The following is a 17,510-nucleotide window of genomic DNA, read 5'->3' as shown; positions in this document are numbered from 1 at the left end:
GCGCAGCTTATTCAGTCACGGTCAGCATTGTAATAACAAGCATTTAACAAGGAACGACAGAACACCAGCAGATCCTTTTTTACCCCCACCGACGGATCGCTTCCAGTGCATAAAAACCATTGATCAGGGCCAGTTCGGTACGGTTTGGGAAGTGCAGGAAATCCTCACTGGACGCCATCTTGCAGCCAAGTCGGTGCTTGCCATGCCTGATGGGAAGCATCCGGAAACAATGCAAGAACAGAACCTCATGCAAACATTAAGCAACCCGGGTCACCCAAACATTATTTCACTGCATTACACCTACCCGACTGTTGACTGCCATTACCTGGTCATGGATCTGGGGGGTCCCTCGTTGCGTTCAATACTTCAGACAGGAAAACGATTCAGTGCTGCGGAAGTCGCCTGCCTGATGAGACAACTGCTTTCCGGTATCGCCTATATGCAGAGACACGCAATACAGCACCATGACATCACACCCGACAACCTGCTTTGGGATGGTCACTGCCTGAAAATCTGTGATTTTGGACGTGCAACCGTTCAGGGGACACGTCAGGAGGAAGTGCTGTTTGAATACATGCCGCCTGAAATACTGTCAGGCGATAACAGTCACAATGTGGATAGTTGGTCAGCGGCCTGCGTCATGGTAGAGCTTGTGTTGGGTAAAAAATTAATGACCCGCCAGCAGCTTAATCGCAGCAACAGTCTCATCCCCCTGGGCATACACGACAGAAACCGGATGATGCTGAAACAGGTCAAAACCGCCTATCGGGGCATAGCGCACTGTGCTGGTATAGAGGCAGCCCAACTGTTTCGCTGTATGACCCGCCCCCTGACATCCCGCGTGACGCCGGAAGAAGCATTAGCGCATCCCTTTCTCGCCGTCACGTCACCAGGGTTAATTGCCGATTAAACGACTTCTGCCGTTGAATCCATAATGCGATTCCAGTCGATTTCACCGGCATGCAAACGCTGACCCGCCATAAAGTAGAGAATCTGTCCTGGTGTGACCGGGTAATCCGCATCCGGGTTCAATACCAGGTCGTCCCCCGTCGTACTGTTGGCGACACCAAAGAGCAACGCATCATGCTGCTGCTTGAACAACTGTAACAGCGTACTGAAACGGCAAACAGAAAACGACGCTGGTACCGTCATGCTGTACTGAGTCGGCCCGGAGAGGGTATTGAGCAACTGATTCTGTACCCGGGAAGAGCCGGGATCTTGAGAAGAGCGCACCAGCATTTCAATCGAAATGTTGGCATGGGTTTCCACCTGTGGCGCATGGACGGATAACAGGTTAGCCATTTCCCGACTTTCAAAATGGCTGACAACATGGGCCCGGGTGCCATAGCCGGTGACAGCTAACGACACCGTTAGTGTATTGTCATCATTCATACCGTAGATAAGGACACGGTCAGCCTCACGCAGTGCTGAGCGGGTAAAACAGTCCTCAGAGGTCAGGCTCTCGGAACGAACAAAATGTACCTGGCCCGGCATCGGGTTTTCCATATCATCGGATGCACACAGCACCACATCGCGCTTCTGACGTTTACGATCGCCAAAAATCAGCTCCAGCATGCGCCGGGTACGCTCCTGGTGCCAGCCCAGTATCACGATATGTCCCTTCAGCTGATCGCTGAAATCGACTCTCCCCTTCACATTTTTTCTCCAGTAATTAACGACTACCGACGTCAGCTTACCGATAAAGCCGGCAAACAGTACTACACCTCCGGGCACCAGCAGGATACTGGCCAACAGGCGCCCCGTGAAGGTCACCGGCGAATAATCACCGTACCCGACCGTACTGGCTGTCACCAGGTAGTAGTAATAAAACACATCCGGCTGTACCAGCTCATGCTCACCGGCCAGCGCCAGCAATCCCCATGACAGGAAAAAATGGAGCGACAACACGATCAGCAACGCCAGCCAGCTAAGCCTGAGCAGCTGCAGATTGAGAAAACGCACCATGCGACCCACTGTATACATAAATGGCGGAGCCTTTCACAGAAAACGGATAGCGTTACTATCCAAAAATCGGCGGGTTATTACAAATACCTGAAGGGCTGACTGACAACATCATCAAGACATCAATTTCTGCAGCATAAACAGGGAGCACAAAAAAAAACGCCTCCGGGCAAGAGGCGTTGAAGGGGGGTTTACAATGCCTGTCGGGGGGACATGTCGCATTTGTCGGGTCATCTTATCACTGCCAACCTGAACGCCGGCTGAATGGATGACACGTTACCAGGGCAAACTGTCCCCGTTGGCATGCCAGAAAGAACCGCTGTTCTCCAGGCTCAACCTGTCAATCCGCTCAGCCAAACCCTGGGCAGCCTGTTCAGGTGTGACATCACCGGCAAACTTGACCATACGTGTCTGAACGAAGCCCGGGTGCAGCAGCGCAACCGCAACGCCCTGCGACGCCAGATCGTGAGCGAGTGAGACGCCAATAGCATTCAATGCAGCCTTGGAAGCGCGATAACCATAATAGCCACCGGAGCTGTTATCGCCCATCGACCCCATGCGACTGGTGATCATGGCCACCTTACTGCCTGACCCAAGATTACCTGATAACTGCCAGGTCACTCTCAATGGCCCCACCGTGTTGACACGAAATTGCCGCTCAATTTCACTGAAGTCCAAATTCTCCAGGGTTTCAGAGGTTAAAATACCCGCATTGTTGATCAGGATGTCCAGCGTCTGGTCACCGACCGCTTCGCCCAGCCGTGCAACATCTTCAGCCTCAGCAACGTCAATACCACTGATCACCTGATGAGCGATGGTTTCCAGCTCTGCAGAACTGCGCCGACAGACACAGATGACCCGGTCTCCCTGTTCAACATAATGCCGGGTCAACTCAAGCCCAATCCCCCGGTTCGCCCCTGTGATTAGCACTGTACGGTTCATGAAATAAGCTCCGTGTCAGTAAGAAAGTCAGTATTGTTAGTCTAACGGCTAACAGAATTGGACAGAAACACTAATCAAAAACACGGCAAAGAAAAAAATAACTCTTTGTTTTTTAAATAAAAAACCATGAACACGTATTTTATTTACAAATATACTGACTCAATGACAGAACTAAGCGCTTATCTGGCACTCAAATATATTGATCACAGGTAGAGGCAATATAAAGGGATGATCTCCAATGTACCCTTCATTCATTGATGACGATTGGCGCATAACCTATGCCGCTTTCCAGTTGGGTCAACGACAGGAATAGATATGGACAGACCAATATCACCACAACCATCTCCAGCTCATTCGCCCACACCCAGTGTCGCGGATAGTGACCTCGCGAGTGAAGCAACGTCGTCTGCTCATTACTCCGACGCCGAAGAATCGCTCACACCTGATATCTCCCTGAGTGACCGAGCCGTCGAAGTGGTGATAGTCATAGTCAAGGTTATTGCTTCCCCGTTTGTCTTTATACTGGGGTTGGCTGCAGGGTTAATCGGCGGCACGCTGGTAGGACTTTATCAGTGGGGAATTGCCCTGTGTGACCATATTGCCCATTTCCCTAGAAGGGTGAATATTTTCTGTATACCCTGCAGTATTTTCCTTGGCTTAGCATGCAACATGCTGGTACTGGTCGTGAATGTTGTTGTTGGCTCCTGCAGTGGAGCAGGTTTGGGGAGCTGGTGTTCGCCGCGCCATATGTGGCTCAATGACGGATTTAATAGCTGGTATAGTGAATGGTTCAACAAAACACATGGTATTTTGAATTCCATTTCAGCCAATTGCGGCTAGTGAATGGAATGAGATAGCGCCATGTGAAAAAACGGCAAAGACAAGGATATTTTTATCCCTCTTTGCCGTTTTTTATCAGGCTGATCAGAAGCGGTAGTTGTACTGCAGGCTCAGGATGTGAACGTCTGCGGCTTTGACCTCAGCTACCATATTCTGATGTGTTACAGGATTTTCTTCGCTGATATCGACCTTCTTACCCTGAAGATAGGCATAGCCGAAATCAACGCTCTGCGCTTTATCAATCTTGTAGCTTCCACCAACGCTTACCCAGATACGATCAGTATCGGGGATACGGAAAGTACGGTGTTCGTTACGAACCGGGCTGTTATCTTTTGCGATACCTGTGCGCCAGGTCCACTGATCGCTGTACTGATAAGTCATACCCACCGCGTAGCGCCAGCTCTCTTTCCACTCTTCCTTAACCGTTGGGAAGTCGTTGCCATTATCAAGATCGGTTGCCAGCTCATCAAAACTGGACCACCCGGTATGTACGGCACTGGCGTGAATTGCCAGCTTGTCATTGAGCTGATGGTGAACAGACAATTCGGCAATAGAAGGCAGAGTAAGATCAACCGAGCCACCGGTATTCCAGTTCTGATGAACATCAGATGACACTTTTCCTTCCAGAGTCAACTTTACTTCTGAGCGATAACTCAAACCGACTCGTGTCGCATCAGTAGCCTGCCACAGAACACCGGCATTCCAACCATAACCCCAGTCATCACCAGTTAATTTGGACAGCGTCAGTCCACCTGGCATCACATTAGGAATAGCTGTTGACGTCGATGTCAGCGTCGCATCGGCATAAACAAAATTCACACCGAAACCAACACTCAGATCATCATTCACCCGGTAGGCAACCGACGGATTCAGGTTATAGGTTGCCAGATCGGTCTCATCTGCAGCCGGCGTGATTCCGGAAGCACTGCCGTAATGGGTTGCCAGACCAAAATTACTGAAACCACCGATACCGACTGTCCAGCGCTCATCAACCGGACGAACATAATAAAATGTGGGAACTACCGCTTCATCAGCGACATTCTTTGCTGTGTCCTTACCATCCAGCTTCACATCCACTTCCGGCTTGATATAGCTGACAGCAGCCGTAAACATCTGGCTGTCCAGCAGGGACATGCCAGCCGCATTCCGTGCGATGACAGAAGCGTCATCCGCAATGGCAGCCTCACCGGCAAACGCACGACCCAGGCCTGCAGCACTGTGTTCATTCACCTGGAAACCGGCAGCGTTGGCCATCACGGGGAGTGCTGCCAGTACCGCCACTGACAACGATGTACGGCTAAAACGGGGTGTGCGTGACATAGAGAAATGATCTTTGGAATGTGTGTGGGTGTGCCCCTGTTCGGTCTTGGTGCCGATGACAGGATACTTACAAAATGCAGGCACTTTACCCAGCCGGCGGTTTGCTTCCTATTGATTTATCCGGCTACCAGGTTTGCGTTTTATGCATATCACTAACAAAACCCGTTTTGCCTATACTTTCGCTCCCTTTCCAGAGCTGGCCACCTTATGGATATCGAAGAACTCCGACGCTATGACCTGAACCTGCTGGTTCACCTGCATGTTCTGCTCGAAGAGCGCAGCGTCAGCCGGGCAGCCAGGCATCTCAATCTCAGCCAGTCCGCCATCAGCCGTTCCCTCCAGCGCCTGCGTGAACACTTTCAGGACGAACTCTTCATACGCCGTCCCCATGGTTTGCAACCCACAGCGCGGGCGCTGTCATTACAAAGTGATCTGGCGGCCCTGCTCAAACAGCTGTCCCTGCTGGTGCGTCCGGCAGCCTTTGACCCGGCGCTTTGCAAGCGTCGTTTTACCCTCAGCGCCATGGATCATATTGCTGTCCAGCTGATACCGGATCTTCTGGCCTGGCTTGGCCGGGTAGCGCCAGCGGTGCGATTAGGGCTGCATCCCTGGAATAACGACAGTATTCGTGACATGGCATCCGGCCGACTCGACCTGGCCATCAATTTCGTCGCCCAGGATCGGCCCGACCTGTATCAGCGAACACTCTGCCCTGCGACGCCTGTCGGCATGGTCAGCCATGATCATCCGCTTGCCAGTAAAACAGTGCTGACAATGGCAGAGCTACTTTCAGTGCCCCACGTGAAGGTGGATATCGCCGAATTTTCTGAAATGGGTCGTTTTGATCGTGAGTTGGCTCGTAGAGGACTATCAAGAACCATTATCCTGGAAACCAGCGATATCCAGCTTGGCCTGGAAGTGGCGGCGAGTAACCAGGCCCTGATGATCGGCACCCGTGAAATGTCAAAGACCCTGACCAAACGACACAACCTGGTCTTGCTGGAGTTGCCAGCAGGCGTCACCTTTATGCAACTGAACTATCTGCTGACCTGGCACCGTTTACAACACCAGGATCCTGCCCAATGCTGGTTCCGGCAGGTAGTATACGACCACTGCCTATCATTTCGCTGATGCGTGATGCCAGAACATCCCTATACACTGCGCGTAGATGAAAAATAATGAACGGATACCACGCCTGCCGTACCCTGAGGTGCGATGTTTAGTAAAACATATAGCAGTTACACCAGCCTTGCTGAAGACGATATCAGAGGTGGGATGTGATGATATGAATGATGCAATACTGAAAAAAATGTCGTCCCACCTGTCAAAACAAGGTTGGTAACACAGATGCCATATCATGGTAAATTCCAGTGGTGGATCAGCACAATTGATGATAAGTGCCTGCCACTAGTTTAATTTTTTTCTATCCGGATTAATTATATCTGCAATGTCATAAAACTCACCGGCAAGAATATTATTTTCATTAGTTCCGAAAAAAATGTTGGCAGCCGATCTCTTCCTATACCTTTCAAATTCAAAATAATCATCTTCTAATATATGCCCTATACTCGACAAGCATGAGGCTAGTTGTCGACGTAGACGCTCACTTCCATTATCCAGACAGTATTGCATTTTTTCGCATTCTAAAAGGATTTCTGGATTTACCTTCCATCCGTCAGGTAACGTTTCACCCATTGCTTCAAATAGTTTTTCAACAGCACTATAAAGATAAGACAGCGCCCTTTTTCGGATACCATCTTTTAATTGAATGGGTAAATCACCTTCACGTCTTGATATATCAAATAGACAATAATCATCAATAGCCCGCAATCGCTCCACCCATCCGTTCCATTGCATTAAGTTTGCGGTAAGAACAGGATTTTCTTCGGTAATAACAGGATGTTTTTTGATACGCTCAGGATCTGTTATTTGCAATATCAGGGCATTGATATGCTCAATGACTTCATCATAATTATCATTGACGTTATACAAGGGATCCATTTTATCGTGTATATCGATCCTTTCTTGTTTTGTATTTTTAAAGGCTTGATCCACGCTCTCAGTCTGTAACACTTCAGGCACTGTTAACGCCTGAACTTGTGCGGTCTGCATGGGTTGTTCGACTGGCATGGATTGCTCGACGGGCATGGATTGCTCGACTTTCCTGGGCTGAGATGATTGTCTCTTTTCTGACTTAGAAGAATCGGCACCTTTTACCTGATGTATTCGCTTCCCGAAGCCTTCTGCTTGTGGATGATATCCCCCCCGCTTCTTTCCCTTTCCTTTCCCTTTCCCTTTCCCTTTCCCTTTCCTCGAGGATGTACTGGTATCTGGTTCTTCCGGCTTATCAAAATATTCTGGCGCACGCTCCTTTATCGCATCCATCCATAAAACTACCTGTTCCACTCGAATATCGCTCTCGTTAAGCCCAATCTTCTTTAGAAGGTATGTCCGATAAGAACAAAGACTTTTATGAGCATCCTCCATATTTCCAAGCTTTTCCTGAATTCTTGCCAAATGAACATACAGCTCCTTGAATGTACTCGCTGATAGTTTCAGGTGTTCACAAGCCTTCTCAAGATTCACTTTTTTCTCGTCTGCCGGACAACTTTCAGCTTGCATTTCATAGAGTAAACCAAGAATTCTTTTCAGTTTTCCTTTTATAGCTATCGAACGCTCAATATTCTGGATTGCCTTTTTAACATTATTACTGGCAATTTCACCTAATACGCTAAAGAGCTTCTTATCCTGAACAGTCTTTTCAAGAATTTCATTGGCCTTGACTTGATCACCAACAGCATAATAATAGAGTGCAAGCTGAGTTGAAAATGCCTTCATTCGAGGCAACTCATTTTTATCAATCTCCATCACCCTGTCATAGTTATTACGCATATCATCACACCACTCAGCAGGCTTTTTACTTAGTGATTGTAAATATTGAATAGCGCGTAATGGATCCCTTATATGTTTGACATCAAAGTAAGCCGTATCTGAAAGATTTAGATCCCGGCATATCAATATCAGCAAAGGCATGACAGTATAATTAGATGCTTCTGTAACAAGATTTTCAACAGCAGTAATATCACCTAGATGATCATAAAGAATCAAAATATTATCAAAGGCCAGTCTTTTTTGTTCTCTATTTACAGCTTTATTAAATAGCTCAGACGCTAAACCTCTCCACACTTTCACCATTTCTTTCTCGCTCTTTATTTCTATACAGTTTTCTAACACATATTTATAATGGGTTTGCAATATATAAAAATCAGATAATTTATAAATGTCATTTTCTAAAATCCATTTTATTTCTGAATAACAACAGGTCATAAAATTATCAAGTGAACTCTTACCAACAGCTATCCCTCTAGGGAGGGAATCTTTTGAAATATGCACAGCCCTCGCCCGTCTCACATAAAAATCCACCAGATTCAGCCACGTGAAGAATAATTGCTGTGCATCATGCGGACTAATCTTACCTTTCTTCAATTCAGAGAAAATACGCTCACGCTCGATCGTTAACGCTTCTTCAGGTGGATAAGTAACAGGTTGATCATATGATTCTTTCAAAAGAAAGCATAGAATATTCATTCTTTCAAAATCACTAATCGACAATTCAACATCTTGACTTCGCGTCGAATCAAATAGAGAAGGCAGTGTATTCCCTACCGCCCTCCATACCTCATAAGCTTTTTCTTGAGGTTGTTGAAAACCTGCTGCCTGTAATATTAAACCCTTTACACTATTTTGAATTACATCTATTTCATCCGTATTGGAAAGCTCCCCAACCATTCTTCTCAAATTACATTCCTGCAAAATCAGCGCTGCTTTTTTAAGCATTACATTTACATTTTCTGAATGATCGCCATAACGCTGTGTTAGCTCATTCAAACGTGTTCTGACTGTTAACAGAATCGTGCTGAGTTCGTCGGTGGGAGCATCAAAAATTTTAACAGGGGCTTTACGCAGCATTTGAGATGGGTTTGTTAACGTGACCGGTACCTCAGGTCCTTGCGAAACAAGGCTGGCTGTTCTTGCACCCAGAAGGGTTCCTTCATAATGCCTGCCCGTTCGAGGGATTTGCCCCGCTGGAGATTCCTCACTGGAGGATTCACTGAAAGAACCAGCTCCACTCATTTTTGAGGTACCGGCTACTGGAGTTGCCATAGTCATACATGCCTGAATTTTCCGAATATGAAGTTAGGCAAATCGCTAAATACAAAGTTCCCGCCAATGCTTACGGTTTGTCCATATAGCTAACATCCTGTTAGATTCCTGCCCCAATCGCTTTATCCGGAAAAAAGAAACCGCTAAGGTTACGCTCCGAGAAATGTCCTGCTTTCAGCTGTATTCAGGAATCTGTCGTCTCCATGAAAAGCAATGAACAACGCGTCCTGGAACTGATCCAACAAAACCCGGCCATATCGCAAAAAGAGCTGGCAGAGAAACTGGAATTATCCCGTTCTGCCGTCGCCGGATACATTTCCCAGCTTACCCGCAAAGGCAAAATCCTCGGACGCGCCTACGTTTTACCGGCGCAAAAACGGATTACCGGTATCGGCGCACTGACCCTGAACCGAACGCTCTCCATCTTTGGCGCCATGGACAATGAGCGCACAGCCAACGCCAAAACCTCCTATGCCGCGGATGGCATGGCGCGCCGGGTGGTCGAACACCTGGTTCAGCTGGGCAGCCAGACGTCACTCATTGGCTGGATTGGGGACGACTATAAAGGGGAATGGCTGCTGGAAGATGCCCGCAAGGCCGGCATTGAGACCGATCAGTGCGTTATCCTCAAACAAATGCAGAGTGGCTCGCGCACCCGGGTTATTGAACGCAGTGGTAAACGTCTTATGACGTTAAATGACATGGATATCTATAACCATGTCACGTTCGGGCACCTGAAGAGTCGGTGGCCCCACATCGCTAATTCCCGGCTGGTATTCATGGACAGTGACCTCCCTGAAGAGGCCATCAGCTATATCATCCGTAATTGCCGGGATGAAAAGATTGACCTTTTCTTATCACCGTCGTCTATATCAAAAACACGACGATTGCCTTATGAGTTGCAGGGTATCAAACTTCTGTTCCTTACTCTGGCGCAACTGGAAGAGTTGATCGCAGAACCCGTGACTGAAAAGACCATGCTTGAGGCAGCTCGTAACGTTCTGGCCCGCGGTTGTACCATGATTTGCCTGGTGAGGCAGGATACCCACCCGTTGCTGATAGGCTCTGACGGAGAAAGACCGCTGAATATCCAGTTGCAGCACTCACTCCACCAGGCAGGTGACAGTGCAGGCCTGTTTGCGGCAGTTATTCATGAATACCTTGAAACCGGTGAAGCCTTTCTTGCCTGATAAGGGCAATGGCAGCGTCAGATACCGCTCCCTGATTTTTAAAATCAGGGAGCGTAGCCAATGAATTGAGTCTGCCCCTTCCTGACCGTCCGTTCACAGATGGAAATAAACGTTTACGAGAAAAACGGCAATAATGGTACTGATCAAACCACCGAAGGTAATCAGGTACTGACGGTTCATACTCGCCATATCTGTCCTGATACCTGCCATTTCATTCCTGATACCGGCAAATTCGCTATGCATTTCTGATTTCACAGCTTCAATCTTGTTATTGAGCTCGTGATATCGGTTTTCAGCCTGAGACTGCACCTGCATGGTTTTCATCTGAACCTGCATAATCGCCTCCTGCATCACCAGAATATCTTTCTTGCTGGCGTTATATTCAGGATCCAGTGAAGCACTGACTTTCGCAGCCAGCTCTTCATTGATGCCAATGCGCTTCAACTCATTGAACAGACTCTCTGCCATACCACCTCCGGCCACTCAGGCGAACCAAGCCTAGGACAGATCCCGCGACCGTCAAGCGACTCCGGGGCAAAAGGCTTCCATGACTGATTCTGAAACCCTCTGACTGATTTATAAAAAATCCGTCATTCGCAGAAAAATCGACAAATAATCGGCAGAGGAACCCGGCAAACACGGTAAGCCTATTGATCCTGCCTGCCGTGACATCCTGTCCAGAAGAGCGACGTTGCCTTTATGCATCCTCCGTCACAACTTCCGGTATCTCCGCAGAATGGCCGCTTTCACTTTCCTTGCGTGCAGCATAGGCATCAACGAGGTTATTGAGGAACGCCATACCGGCATCGCTCAGAACAATGGCACCGCCCCCCAGGTCAAAGGCAACATGTCGGCGGGTAAGAAACTCCATTTCCTCGGAAAAGCGACGCTGAAAGCGGCCTGCCAGCAGCAAATCAGCGGTCAGCGGCTGCGCTTCTATTGCCTCGATATCATCACGCCCCAAACCAATGACCGGGTTCCCAAGATCGGCAAGGCTACGGGCTGAAGCCGCATAGTACCGCCCGATCATCAACAGCAGAATCTGGACCTTGGTCTCGTTGGCATTGGTTTCACTGCTTTCGTCGTCATTGGGATCACGCAGGTGATAAAAATCACCGCACTCCGCCAGTATCAGCTCGTAGCCCATATGGGCGAAGAAATCCCGGAAATGCGCCTGGTTGTCAAACACGACATTGAACAGGGGATTATCCTGCATACCACCATTGACCAGCACATGCTTGACCAGCAGCTTCCCTTCCGTCAGCTGTGCATAAATCGCCGTACTTTCCCTGACGTTTATTCGGTCAAATGTTGATACGACCCTGACGGTGGATTCATGCCCCGGGGTATCGTTTACGTATTCATTGTCCGTCATGTGTTCTCTCTGGCTCATTGTCCGCAGACTGTGCGTCCCCGTTATCCTGTAGCAGCAGGCTTTTGCGATAGATATGGAACTCATCGCGCTCCCGCAGGTAGCGCCGATGGTTGGTGGTAATGATCCGCATACCCGGCGGCGTGGACTGCTGCAGGTACATGAACGCCGTCAGCAGATCAACAAAGGTGTAGCCTTCCACCCAGTCCTGCAGGCGGTAGTGCAGTGCGGCCACGATATCCCGGCTGGGCCGCAGATGGCATTGCCGTAACCAGCCATACAGTCTTTCGGCGCGTTGCTGACGCTGTGCCGCCGCATCCGAAAACCCGATTTCTCCCGTCTGGATAATCGGTCGGTACAATTGCCGGGCGTCTTCGATACGGGCCTCCATCTCCGAGAGCAGCGTATCGTAATAGGCCTTGGTATCCGACAGCAGGTAGCTCTTCGGGCGCTGACGCCGCTTTAACCCTTCGAACAGGTTGAGCCGCTCCGGGACACCACGGATATATTTTCCGCGCATGTCCGACTGCACATTTTCCCGCAGGTCCTTCACCAGCTCTCCATAGAACGATTCCATGGCATTCTGCTCGAGAATGGCACGACGGGTTTTGTGCAGATAACGTGACGTCTGTCCTGCAACCTGCTGGATCGGGCGAAACATACCGGACAGACTGAGGGCAACCTTTGCCACGTTGTCACTGTCCGGCTGTCGTCCGTTAATGCTGAAAGCCCGGGCAATTTCATCCAGCGTCTGGAACAGGTTGGAACCGTCTTTTAACGCCTGACGATGATCCAGGAAGTTCATGACCGGAATGACCTGCCGGTTATAGATATGCGCAATCTGCTCAAACAGGGTCTGGCGATAGACGTCAAAATCTGTGTTTTTCCGGCTGGCGTCGGCGGACATGGCTTCCAGGTTCCGCCCCATATCCTCCAGCTTGAGGATATTGCTGCGCATCAGGCCCACAAGGCCTGACAACTGTTCAAACAGGTCTTCAACAAACTCGGTGTAATCGGGGTCAGTGTCCACGAAACTGAGCGCGGACATGGGCGCCTTTTGTCCTGTCAGCCGATCCCTGGATTCCCGAAGGCCGGTCAACAGACGAATCAGCTTTACATCAGTCACCGCCTCATAGAGCCCGACATGGGTAAGACGGAAAGCGGCAATCACACTGTCCTGGAAATAGAGCCGCGACTCATTGCGTCGATGCTCCCGGTCCGATACCACGTTGCAGCGATAGAGATTCTCCGCATCAAACGCGATACGCAGTCGTTTACTCTCTTTGGACGACAACTTTGCACTATACGCCCGAACATAACCGGTCAAAGCCAGTTCGCGGATAAACCGTTCACCCTGCTGATCCATTTCCCGGATGCAGGCGTACATCACCTCCGGGTGACTGAACAGAATCCGCAGGGTTTCCAGGGCATTGAAGCGCTGCAGTGCTGAGTCGGTACTCATACAACGGCCTCGGCTTCATGCTCCAGCAGACCCAGCTGGTCATCATCCGTGAGCTGCAATGCCTCGGCTTCGGCGCCATCCTGGACAAAACTGTCCGGCCCACCCCAAAACACCCAGCGACGCTCAGGATGATAGGGATGATCGGTCTTCATCCGGCCCAGTTCATAACGGTTGCCAATCTTGTAAATCAGGTCGGCTGACGTACTGTACGTTCCGGCCGCCATCAGGCTGTATCCCCGCTGCTCAAGGTGTGGCAGCAGCCAGTCAAATTGCGACACATTGACGGTGGAAACCTCGTCCAGAATCATTGGCAGTTTCAGCGACGTGCCCGCTTTCTGGAGCCTGCCAAGCAACGACTGCACCAGTTCCAGGGTAATCAGCGCCGTGGTGGAATTGGACTGCGCCTTGGTTTCCCACTGCTGGCTGTCACCCTTTTTGTAGCGGTAGGACATGTCCCGAATGATCTGCGCCATGGTCAGGCGGGGAACACCATCCTTGAAGAATTCGGTAACAAACGCTTTCAGCCGGTCATAGAACTGCCGGGTCAGCAGTTCACCGCCGTAAACATCCTGTTTTTCCAGGTCTCGCAGCAGGTTCTTGAAGGTCGGGTGCAGATGAATCTGCAGTTCAATCGTGCTGAGGTCATTAATCCGCGCGGTTTTAAACGCATCATTTACCTGAGACTGGAACCGGCTGATATGGTCGCTGTGGCGCTGGATGAAATGGATGTATCCCGCAACGCCCTGGTTATGCTGCTCCACATCATTGCGGTGCTGATCCAGGTTCTGGGGCAGGTTCTCATACGCCTGACGAATACGTTTCAGGGTCTGGTTGATGGCGCGCCCATCCGGCGCCTCAGTCAATACATGGTCTTCATCGTCGACGATACGGTCGTCACGAACGAAGGCCTGTACGGCGTGGAGAATATCCAGACGCAACTGGTCATATTCCCGCATTTCCGCCTGTATGTTTCGGAGAAAATCCTCTTCAGGCGTTGTTTTGACAAAGCGTTCATGATCAGGCTTCAGCTGGTTTCGTGCACGCTGCAGTCGTGGCCAGTTGAGGGCAATATTACTGCACAGTTCCTCGCGGCTTTTCAGTTCGCCAAGCATCCGGTTGAAATCATTGCGCTGGTTTTCCAACGCCGCAAGGGCGCTGCGTTTTTCATCCAGAACAACGCCTTCCCGCTCAATCGAACCCTTTTCAATTGCCAGCTGTTCCCTGGCTTCCGAGATTTCTGCTTCCAGTCTCGGCATCTGTCGCGAGACGGACGCATATTCCTCCAGGTCTTCTATGGCCTGCCTGGCCGCGGCGAGCTTTTCCTGTTCATGGGTGATTTTCTTTTGCCGCTGGGTGGGGTCATCTGTCGAGCGCAGGGTTTTCTTTTCCTGTTCACACTTGACGACGATGGCCCGTTTATCCTCGATCTGACGGGTGTAGTCTGCTTCCAGGGCTGCCATATCGGGGCGACGGAACATCTGGTGGAACAGGATAAAGTCTTTACTGGCTTCCTGTACTTCCAAAAGTTCAGCGAATCCAGTCAGCGTCGATTTCTGTTGATCAGTCAGACCAACATCGGAGTGCATGCGGGAGAACGCCGGGTTAATAGCCACCAGCCGCTGCATCACATAATCCGGCAACTGCCGCGACAGACGATTAAGCTTTTGCTGATCCTGCGCTACCAGATCATCAATCTCCCGGTTCGTCTGCCGGATCATTTCATCCAAACGGGCACGGCGCTCTGCCGCCAGCCCTTCATCATTCAGGGCTTCCAGGGTCTGTGTCGCACTGTCCTTTTCTTCCTGAAGAATGCTGAGCATTTCATCCCGGGAAAATCCTTCCGGGTAGGAATGGATCAGTGTCTCCGCCCGGTTATAAATATCACTGCAGCGCTTGAGATCTTTTGTGCGCAGTCGGATGGTGGAGTCCAGCTCTTTCTTCTGGCTGGTGTGCTTGCGCAGAATCTCTTCTGTCAGAGTTACCGCTGATTTGGCATCAGAAATCTGCGGCAACACTGCATCGCGTTTTGCCGCGACATCGTTATAGCGATCTTCCAGCCAGGATGCGTAATCCACGAAATCCTGCTCAGTTTGATCCAGCTGGCAATAACGCTGATGCTGTTTCAGCAACTGGTTAAAACGACCACGCCCCTTTTCAATCCGGTTCAGCCGGATGCCATTGGCTTCCAGTTCCTCGTGCCGGGCAAAGAAGGCATCAATATCCCAGTCCAGCGCATCGTCCTGGTGGCGGTTATCCGATTCAATAATGCTGGCCAGCGCCTGGGCCACGGTTTCTGAATCCGCTCCGGTCTCAAACAACAGCAACAGCAGGGTACGCAGCGATTCAACCCGGGCAGGATCATTGTTCATCAACGGGAACAGGCAATAGCGGGAGCGTTCCGGATGGGTCAGGTCACAGGTATACAGTTTCGTGACCAGCTGTTCCCGGGTATTTGCGGTTTCAAACTGCACACCCAGCTTCTTCAGCTGTGTCGTGATATGACGGTGAGACAAGTCAGGCACTGCCTGACCAATGCCGTATTCATCCCCTTCGCCATTCCAGAACAAATGCCGTATACGGTCATAAGGACAAGCGGCAAAAATACGCCCATAACCCAGGTGGCTGCCGGACCGGTGCAAAATCTGACAGTGGACGCCTTCCGTGTTTTCCACTTCCAGGACCAGGTGTGAACGGGTGCTGGGCAGATAGTGGTTGTAACACTCGTCATTGGAGTAAAACTTGTTTTTCTCCTTGGGTACCCGGTACGCAAACTTGATGCGGCTCTTGTGAAAATTCACTTCCGGCATCAGGAACAGGCGCAGGGCATTGAGCGCCGAGCTTTTTCCGAGATTCCCGTCGCCCAGCAGAATGCTGTGACGGTTGATCTGCATTTCGTTGTAGGCAAAACCTGCGCTGTCCACCAGTACCAGGCGGCGTATTTCGTAATTAAAATCCAGGCTCACTGGCTACAGTCCTCCAGACTGTCAGACGCATTAACGGAGTCCAGGGACAACAAGGCCTCCTGTTCCATAAACTTTCGACATTTTTTCAGGGTTTCCGCCAGGGCGTCAAAACCCAGTGACCGGGCCTTTGCCACGGCCTGCATGAAATCCTTATCCTTTTCAGGGACACGTTGAAACAATGCTTCATACACGTCCGGCTGTTCAGGCTGCACCAGTCGTACTTTATCACCCAACCGGTTTGAAAGGCTTTCAAACATGGTGAGTCCGCCCAGGTCCAGGTCAGCGGCAAAATAGATAGCGCCATACTGATCCAGCCAGTCCATCACCAGTTCAGAGGTACACTTCTTCCCCTGCGCAAAGGCGACATCGGTATCATTCAGTGAGAGCGAAACACCCATCATGACGTCCATTGCCCTGAACATGGCCGGGTAACCAAAGAAGTTCTTTTCATTTTCCAGCAACAGCAGCGTTCGCTGGTTCCTGAACCGCTGCAGGCTGCCCTGTTGCTGCGACAGGTAAACAACATCCGGTATCTTTCCGGGACATAACGCATGGAAAGCCAGAACAAAGGTTTCATCCAGCCTGGCGCGGTGGCTGTCACCCAGAATCGCCGCTTGAATACGGTTTGCCGGTTGTACTGCCTGCTTTTTTAATTCTGCCCAGACCACCTCGTCTATAACAGTGACGATATGCCCCCTGCCAACCTTGCGGGATGTGAAATACCGGGATGGCTGTGACCGATACACATCAGGCACACTCTCCAAAAAGAGCCTGAAATTAATCGGCTTACCCTTCGCAATATTGTTGAGATAGTTACCGAGGCGCGTCATTCAGGTAGCCCAATACGAAATCCATTCACCAAAACCGGTATTGTATCTTTTTTCAGCACAACGTCTGTCCGTCATATCCGGCATCATCCTGTCCTGTTCTGACCAACCTGCTGTGTGAAACCCATACCGTCACACGAAAACAGCCGCCAAAACCGGACCCCTGACTGAATGTAAAACCGCCTGACTGATTTCTTAAAAATCACTGATTTTTCAAAAATTTGCCAAATTATCGGCTGATCAGAAAACCCTTGCTGCAATTTTGTTTTGACCCCCATCGACGGTATGACGGATTCACCTGGCCCAACCAATACCCACCACAAAGCTACGGTCTTTATTGATAAGCATCAATAAGCCCGGAACTGGTTATCTCTAGGATACGCACCACCAACAAAAGTTTGTCGCGAAAACATTTGTTTACTCTTTTGAAGACCAACGCCGACGGACGGGGGAACGAAAGTCGGCCCA

14 protein-coding genes are annotated in these 17,510 nt (G+C 50.0%); 4 read left to right on the top strand and 10 right to left on the bottom strand.

Features of this window, described 5'->3' with window-relative positions; all coding sequences use genetic code 11:
* Positions 1-79: 79 nt before the first annotated feature.
* Complete coding sequence (locus tag AC27K1_RS05425) at positions 80-220, bottom strand: hypothetical protein (protein ID WP_487148995.1); 141 nt, start codon at positions 218-220, stop codon at positions 80-82.
* Between AC27K1_RS05425 and AC27K1_RS05420 the strand changes: the two genes are divergently transcribed.
* A complete protein-coding gene (locus AC27K1_RS05420; RefSeq protein WP_487148993.1) occupies positions 161-910 on the top strand; it encodes a protein kinase domain-containing protein in 750 nt (249 codons plus the stop codon). The two genes, AC27K1_RS05425 and AC27K1_RS05420, sit on opposite strands and share 60 nt — an antisense overlap.
* Here the strand turns inward: AC27K1_RS05420 and AC27K1_RS05415 are convergent.
* Positions 907-1,983: a potassium channel family protein gene (locus AC27K1_RS05415; RefSeq protein ID WP_487148894.1), complete on the bottom strand. Its 1,077-nt coding sequence runs from the start codon at positions 1,981-1,983 to the stop codon at positions 907-909. The genes AC27K1_RS05420 and AC27K1_RS05415 overlap by 4 nt on opposite strands.
* A 255-nt stretch (positions 1,984-2,238) precedes the next feature.
* Positions 2,239-2,904: an SDR family oxidoreductase gene (locus AC27K1_RS05410; protein ID WP_487148893.1), complete on the bottom strand. Its 666-nt coding sequence runs from the start codon at positions 2,902-2,904 to the stop codon at positions 2,239-2,241.
* Between the two features lie 315 nt (positions 2,905-3,219).
* Between AC27K1_RS05410 and AC27K1_RS05405 the strand changes: the two genes are divergently transcribed.
* Positions 3,220-3,744 (top strand): hypothetical protein, encoded by a 525-nt coding sequence (locus AC27K1_RS05405; protein ID WP_487148891.1) that lies wholly within the window; start codon positions 3,220-3,222, stop codon positions 3,742-3,744.
* 84 nt (positions 3,745-3,828) lie between these two features.
* Here AC27K1_RS05405 and AC27K1_RS05400 read toward each other — a convergent pair whose 3' ends face one another.
* Positions 3,829-5,064 (bottom strand): OmpP1/FadL family transporter, encoded by a 1,236-nt coding sequence (locus AC27K1_RS05400; protein ID WP_487148890.1) that lies wholly within the window; start codon positions 5,062-5,064, stop codon positions 3,829-3,831.
* A gap of 207 nt (positions 5,065-5,271) precedes the next feature.
* Here AC27K1_RS05400 and AC27K1_RS05395 point away from each other — a divergent pair, with 207 nt between their 5' ends.
* Positions 5,272-6,195, top strand: a complete 924-nt coding sequence (locus AC27K1_RS05395; RefSeq protein ID WP_487148889.1) for a LysR family transcriptional regulator — start codon at positions 5,272-5,274, stop codon at positions 6,193-6,195.
* Positions 6,196-6,471: 276 nt separating this feature from the next.
* Here the strand turns inward: AC27K1_RS05395 and AC27K1_RS05390 are convergent, their stop codons facing one another.
* Positions 6,472-9,228 carry a hypothetical protein gene (locus AC27K1_RS05390; RefSeq protein ID WP_487148888.1) on the bottom strand — a complete coding sequence of 919 codons (2,757 nt, stop codon included), beginning with the start codon at positions 9,226-9,228 and terminating at the stop codon, positions 6,472-6,474.
* Between the two features lie 203 nt (positions 9,229-9,431).
* On the opposite strand from AC27K1_RS05390, the gene AC27K1_RS05385 reads away from it, so the two are divergent.
* Complete coding sequence (locus tag AC27K1_RS05385; protein WP_487148887.1) at positions 9,432-10,418, top strand: PfkB family carbohydrate kinase; 987 nt, start codon at positions 9,432-9,434, stop codon at positions 10,416-10,418.
* A 93-nt stretch (positions 10,419-10,511) separates the two neighbouring features.
* On the opposite strand, the gene AC27K1_RS05380 is transcribed toward AC27K1_RS05385, so the two are convergent.
* From AC27K1_RS05380 to AC27K1_RS05360, 5 genes are all read right to left on the bottom strand, one after another.
* The gene (locus tag AC27K1_RS05380) at positions 10,512-10,886 is read right to left on the bottom strand and encodes a hypothetical protein (protein ID WP_487148886.1); all 375 of its coding nucleotides are present in this window, start codon (positions 10,884-10,886) and stop codon (positions 10,512-10,514) included.
* Positions 10,887-11,115: 229 nt separating this feature from the next.
* Entirely contained in the window at positions 11,116-11,793 is a 678-nt protein-coding gene (locus AC27K1_RS05375) for a condensin complex protein MksE (protein ID WP_487148884.1), read from the bottom strand.
* A complete protein-coding gene (locus AC27K1_RS05370) occupies positions 11,780-13,252 on the bottom strand; it encodes a hypothetical protein (protein WP_487148883.1) in 1,473 nt (490 codons plus the stop codon). The genes AC27K1_RS05375 and AC27K1_RS05370 overlap by 14 nt, the downstream gene beginning before the upstream one ends.
* Positions 13,249-16,215 (bottom strand): hypothetical protein, encoded by a 2,967-nt coding sequence (locus AC27K1_RS05365; RefSeq protein ID WP_487148882.1) that lies wholly within the window; start codon positions 16,213-16,215, stop codon positions 13,249-13,251. Before AC27K1_RS05365 ends, AC27K1_RS05370 begins: the two co-directional genes overlap by 4 nt.
* A complete protein-coding gene (locus tag AC27K1_RS05360) occupies positions 16,212-17,045 on the bottom strand; it encodes a Wadjet anti-phage system protein JetD domain-containing protein (protein WP_487148881.1) in 834 nt (277 codons plus the stop codon). Before AC27K1_RS05360 ends, AC27K1_RS05365 begins: the two co-directional genes overlap by 4 nt.
* Positions 17,046-17,510: the final 465 nt, after the last annotated feature.

Source organism: Kistimonas ophiarachnellae (assembly GCF_057552235.1).
The sequence above is the reverse complement of the archived record's forward strand: the minus strand, read 5'-3'. Positions and strand labels throughout refer to the sequence as shown.

Coding starts and splice junctions, on each gene's coding strand:
- AC27K1_RS05425 (WP_487148995.1), bottom strand. CDS start 220: ATGCTTCCCATCAGGCATGGCAAGCACCGACTTGGCTGCAAGATGGCG.
- AC27K1_RS05415 (WP_487148894.1), bottom strand. CDS start 1,983: ATGTATACAGTGGGTCGCATGGTGCGTTTTCTCAATCTGCAGCTGCTC.
- AC27K1_RS05410 (WP_487148893.1), bottom strand. CDS start 2,904: ATGAACCGTACAGTGCTAATCACAGGGGCGAACCGGGGGATTGGGCTT.
- AC27K1_RS05405 (WP_487148891.1), top strand. CDS start 3,220: ATGGACAGACCAATATCACCACAACCATCTCCAGCTCATTCGCCCACA.
- AC27K1_RS05400 (WP_487148890.1), bottom strand. CDS start 5,064: ATGTCACGCACACCCCGTTTTAGCCGTACATCGTTGTCAGTGGCGGTA.
- AC27K1_RS05395 (WP_487148889.1), top strand. CDS start 5,272: ATGGATATCGAAGAACTCCGACGCTATGACCTGAACCTGCTGGTTCAC.
- AC27K1_RS05390 (WP_487148888.1), bottom strand. CDS start 9,228: ATGGCAACTCCAGTAGCCGGTACCTCAAAAATGAGTGGAGCTGGTTCT.
- AC27K1_RS05385 (WP_487148887.1), top strand. CDS start 9,432: ATGAAAAGCAATGAACAACGCGTCCTGGAACTGATCCAACAAAACCCG.
- AC27K1_RS05380 (WP_487148886.1), bottom strand. CDS start 10,886: ATGGCAGAGAGTCTGTTCAATGAGTTGAAGCGCATTGGCATCAATGAA.
- AC27K1_RS05375 (WP_487148884.1), bottom strand. CDS start 11,793: ATGACGGACAATGAATACGTAAACGATACCCCGGGGCATGAATCCACC.
- AC27K1_RS05370 (WP_487148883.1), bottom strand. CDS start 13,252: ATGAGTACCGACTCAGCACTGCAGCGCTTCAATGCCCTGGAAACCCTG.
- AC27K1_RS05360 (WP_487148881.1), bottom strand. CDS start 17,045: ATGACGCGCCTCGGTAACTATCTCAACAATATTGCGAAGGGTAAGCCG.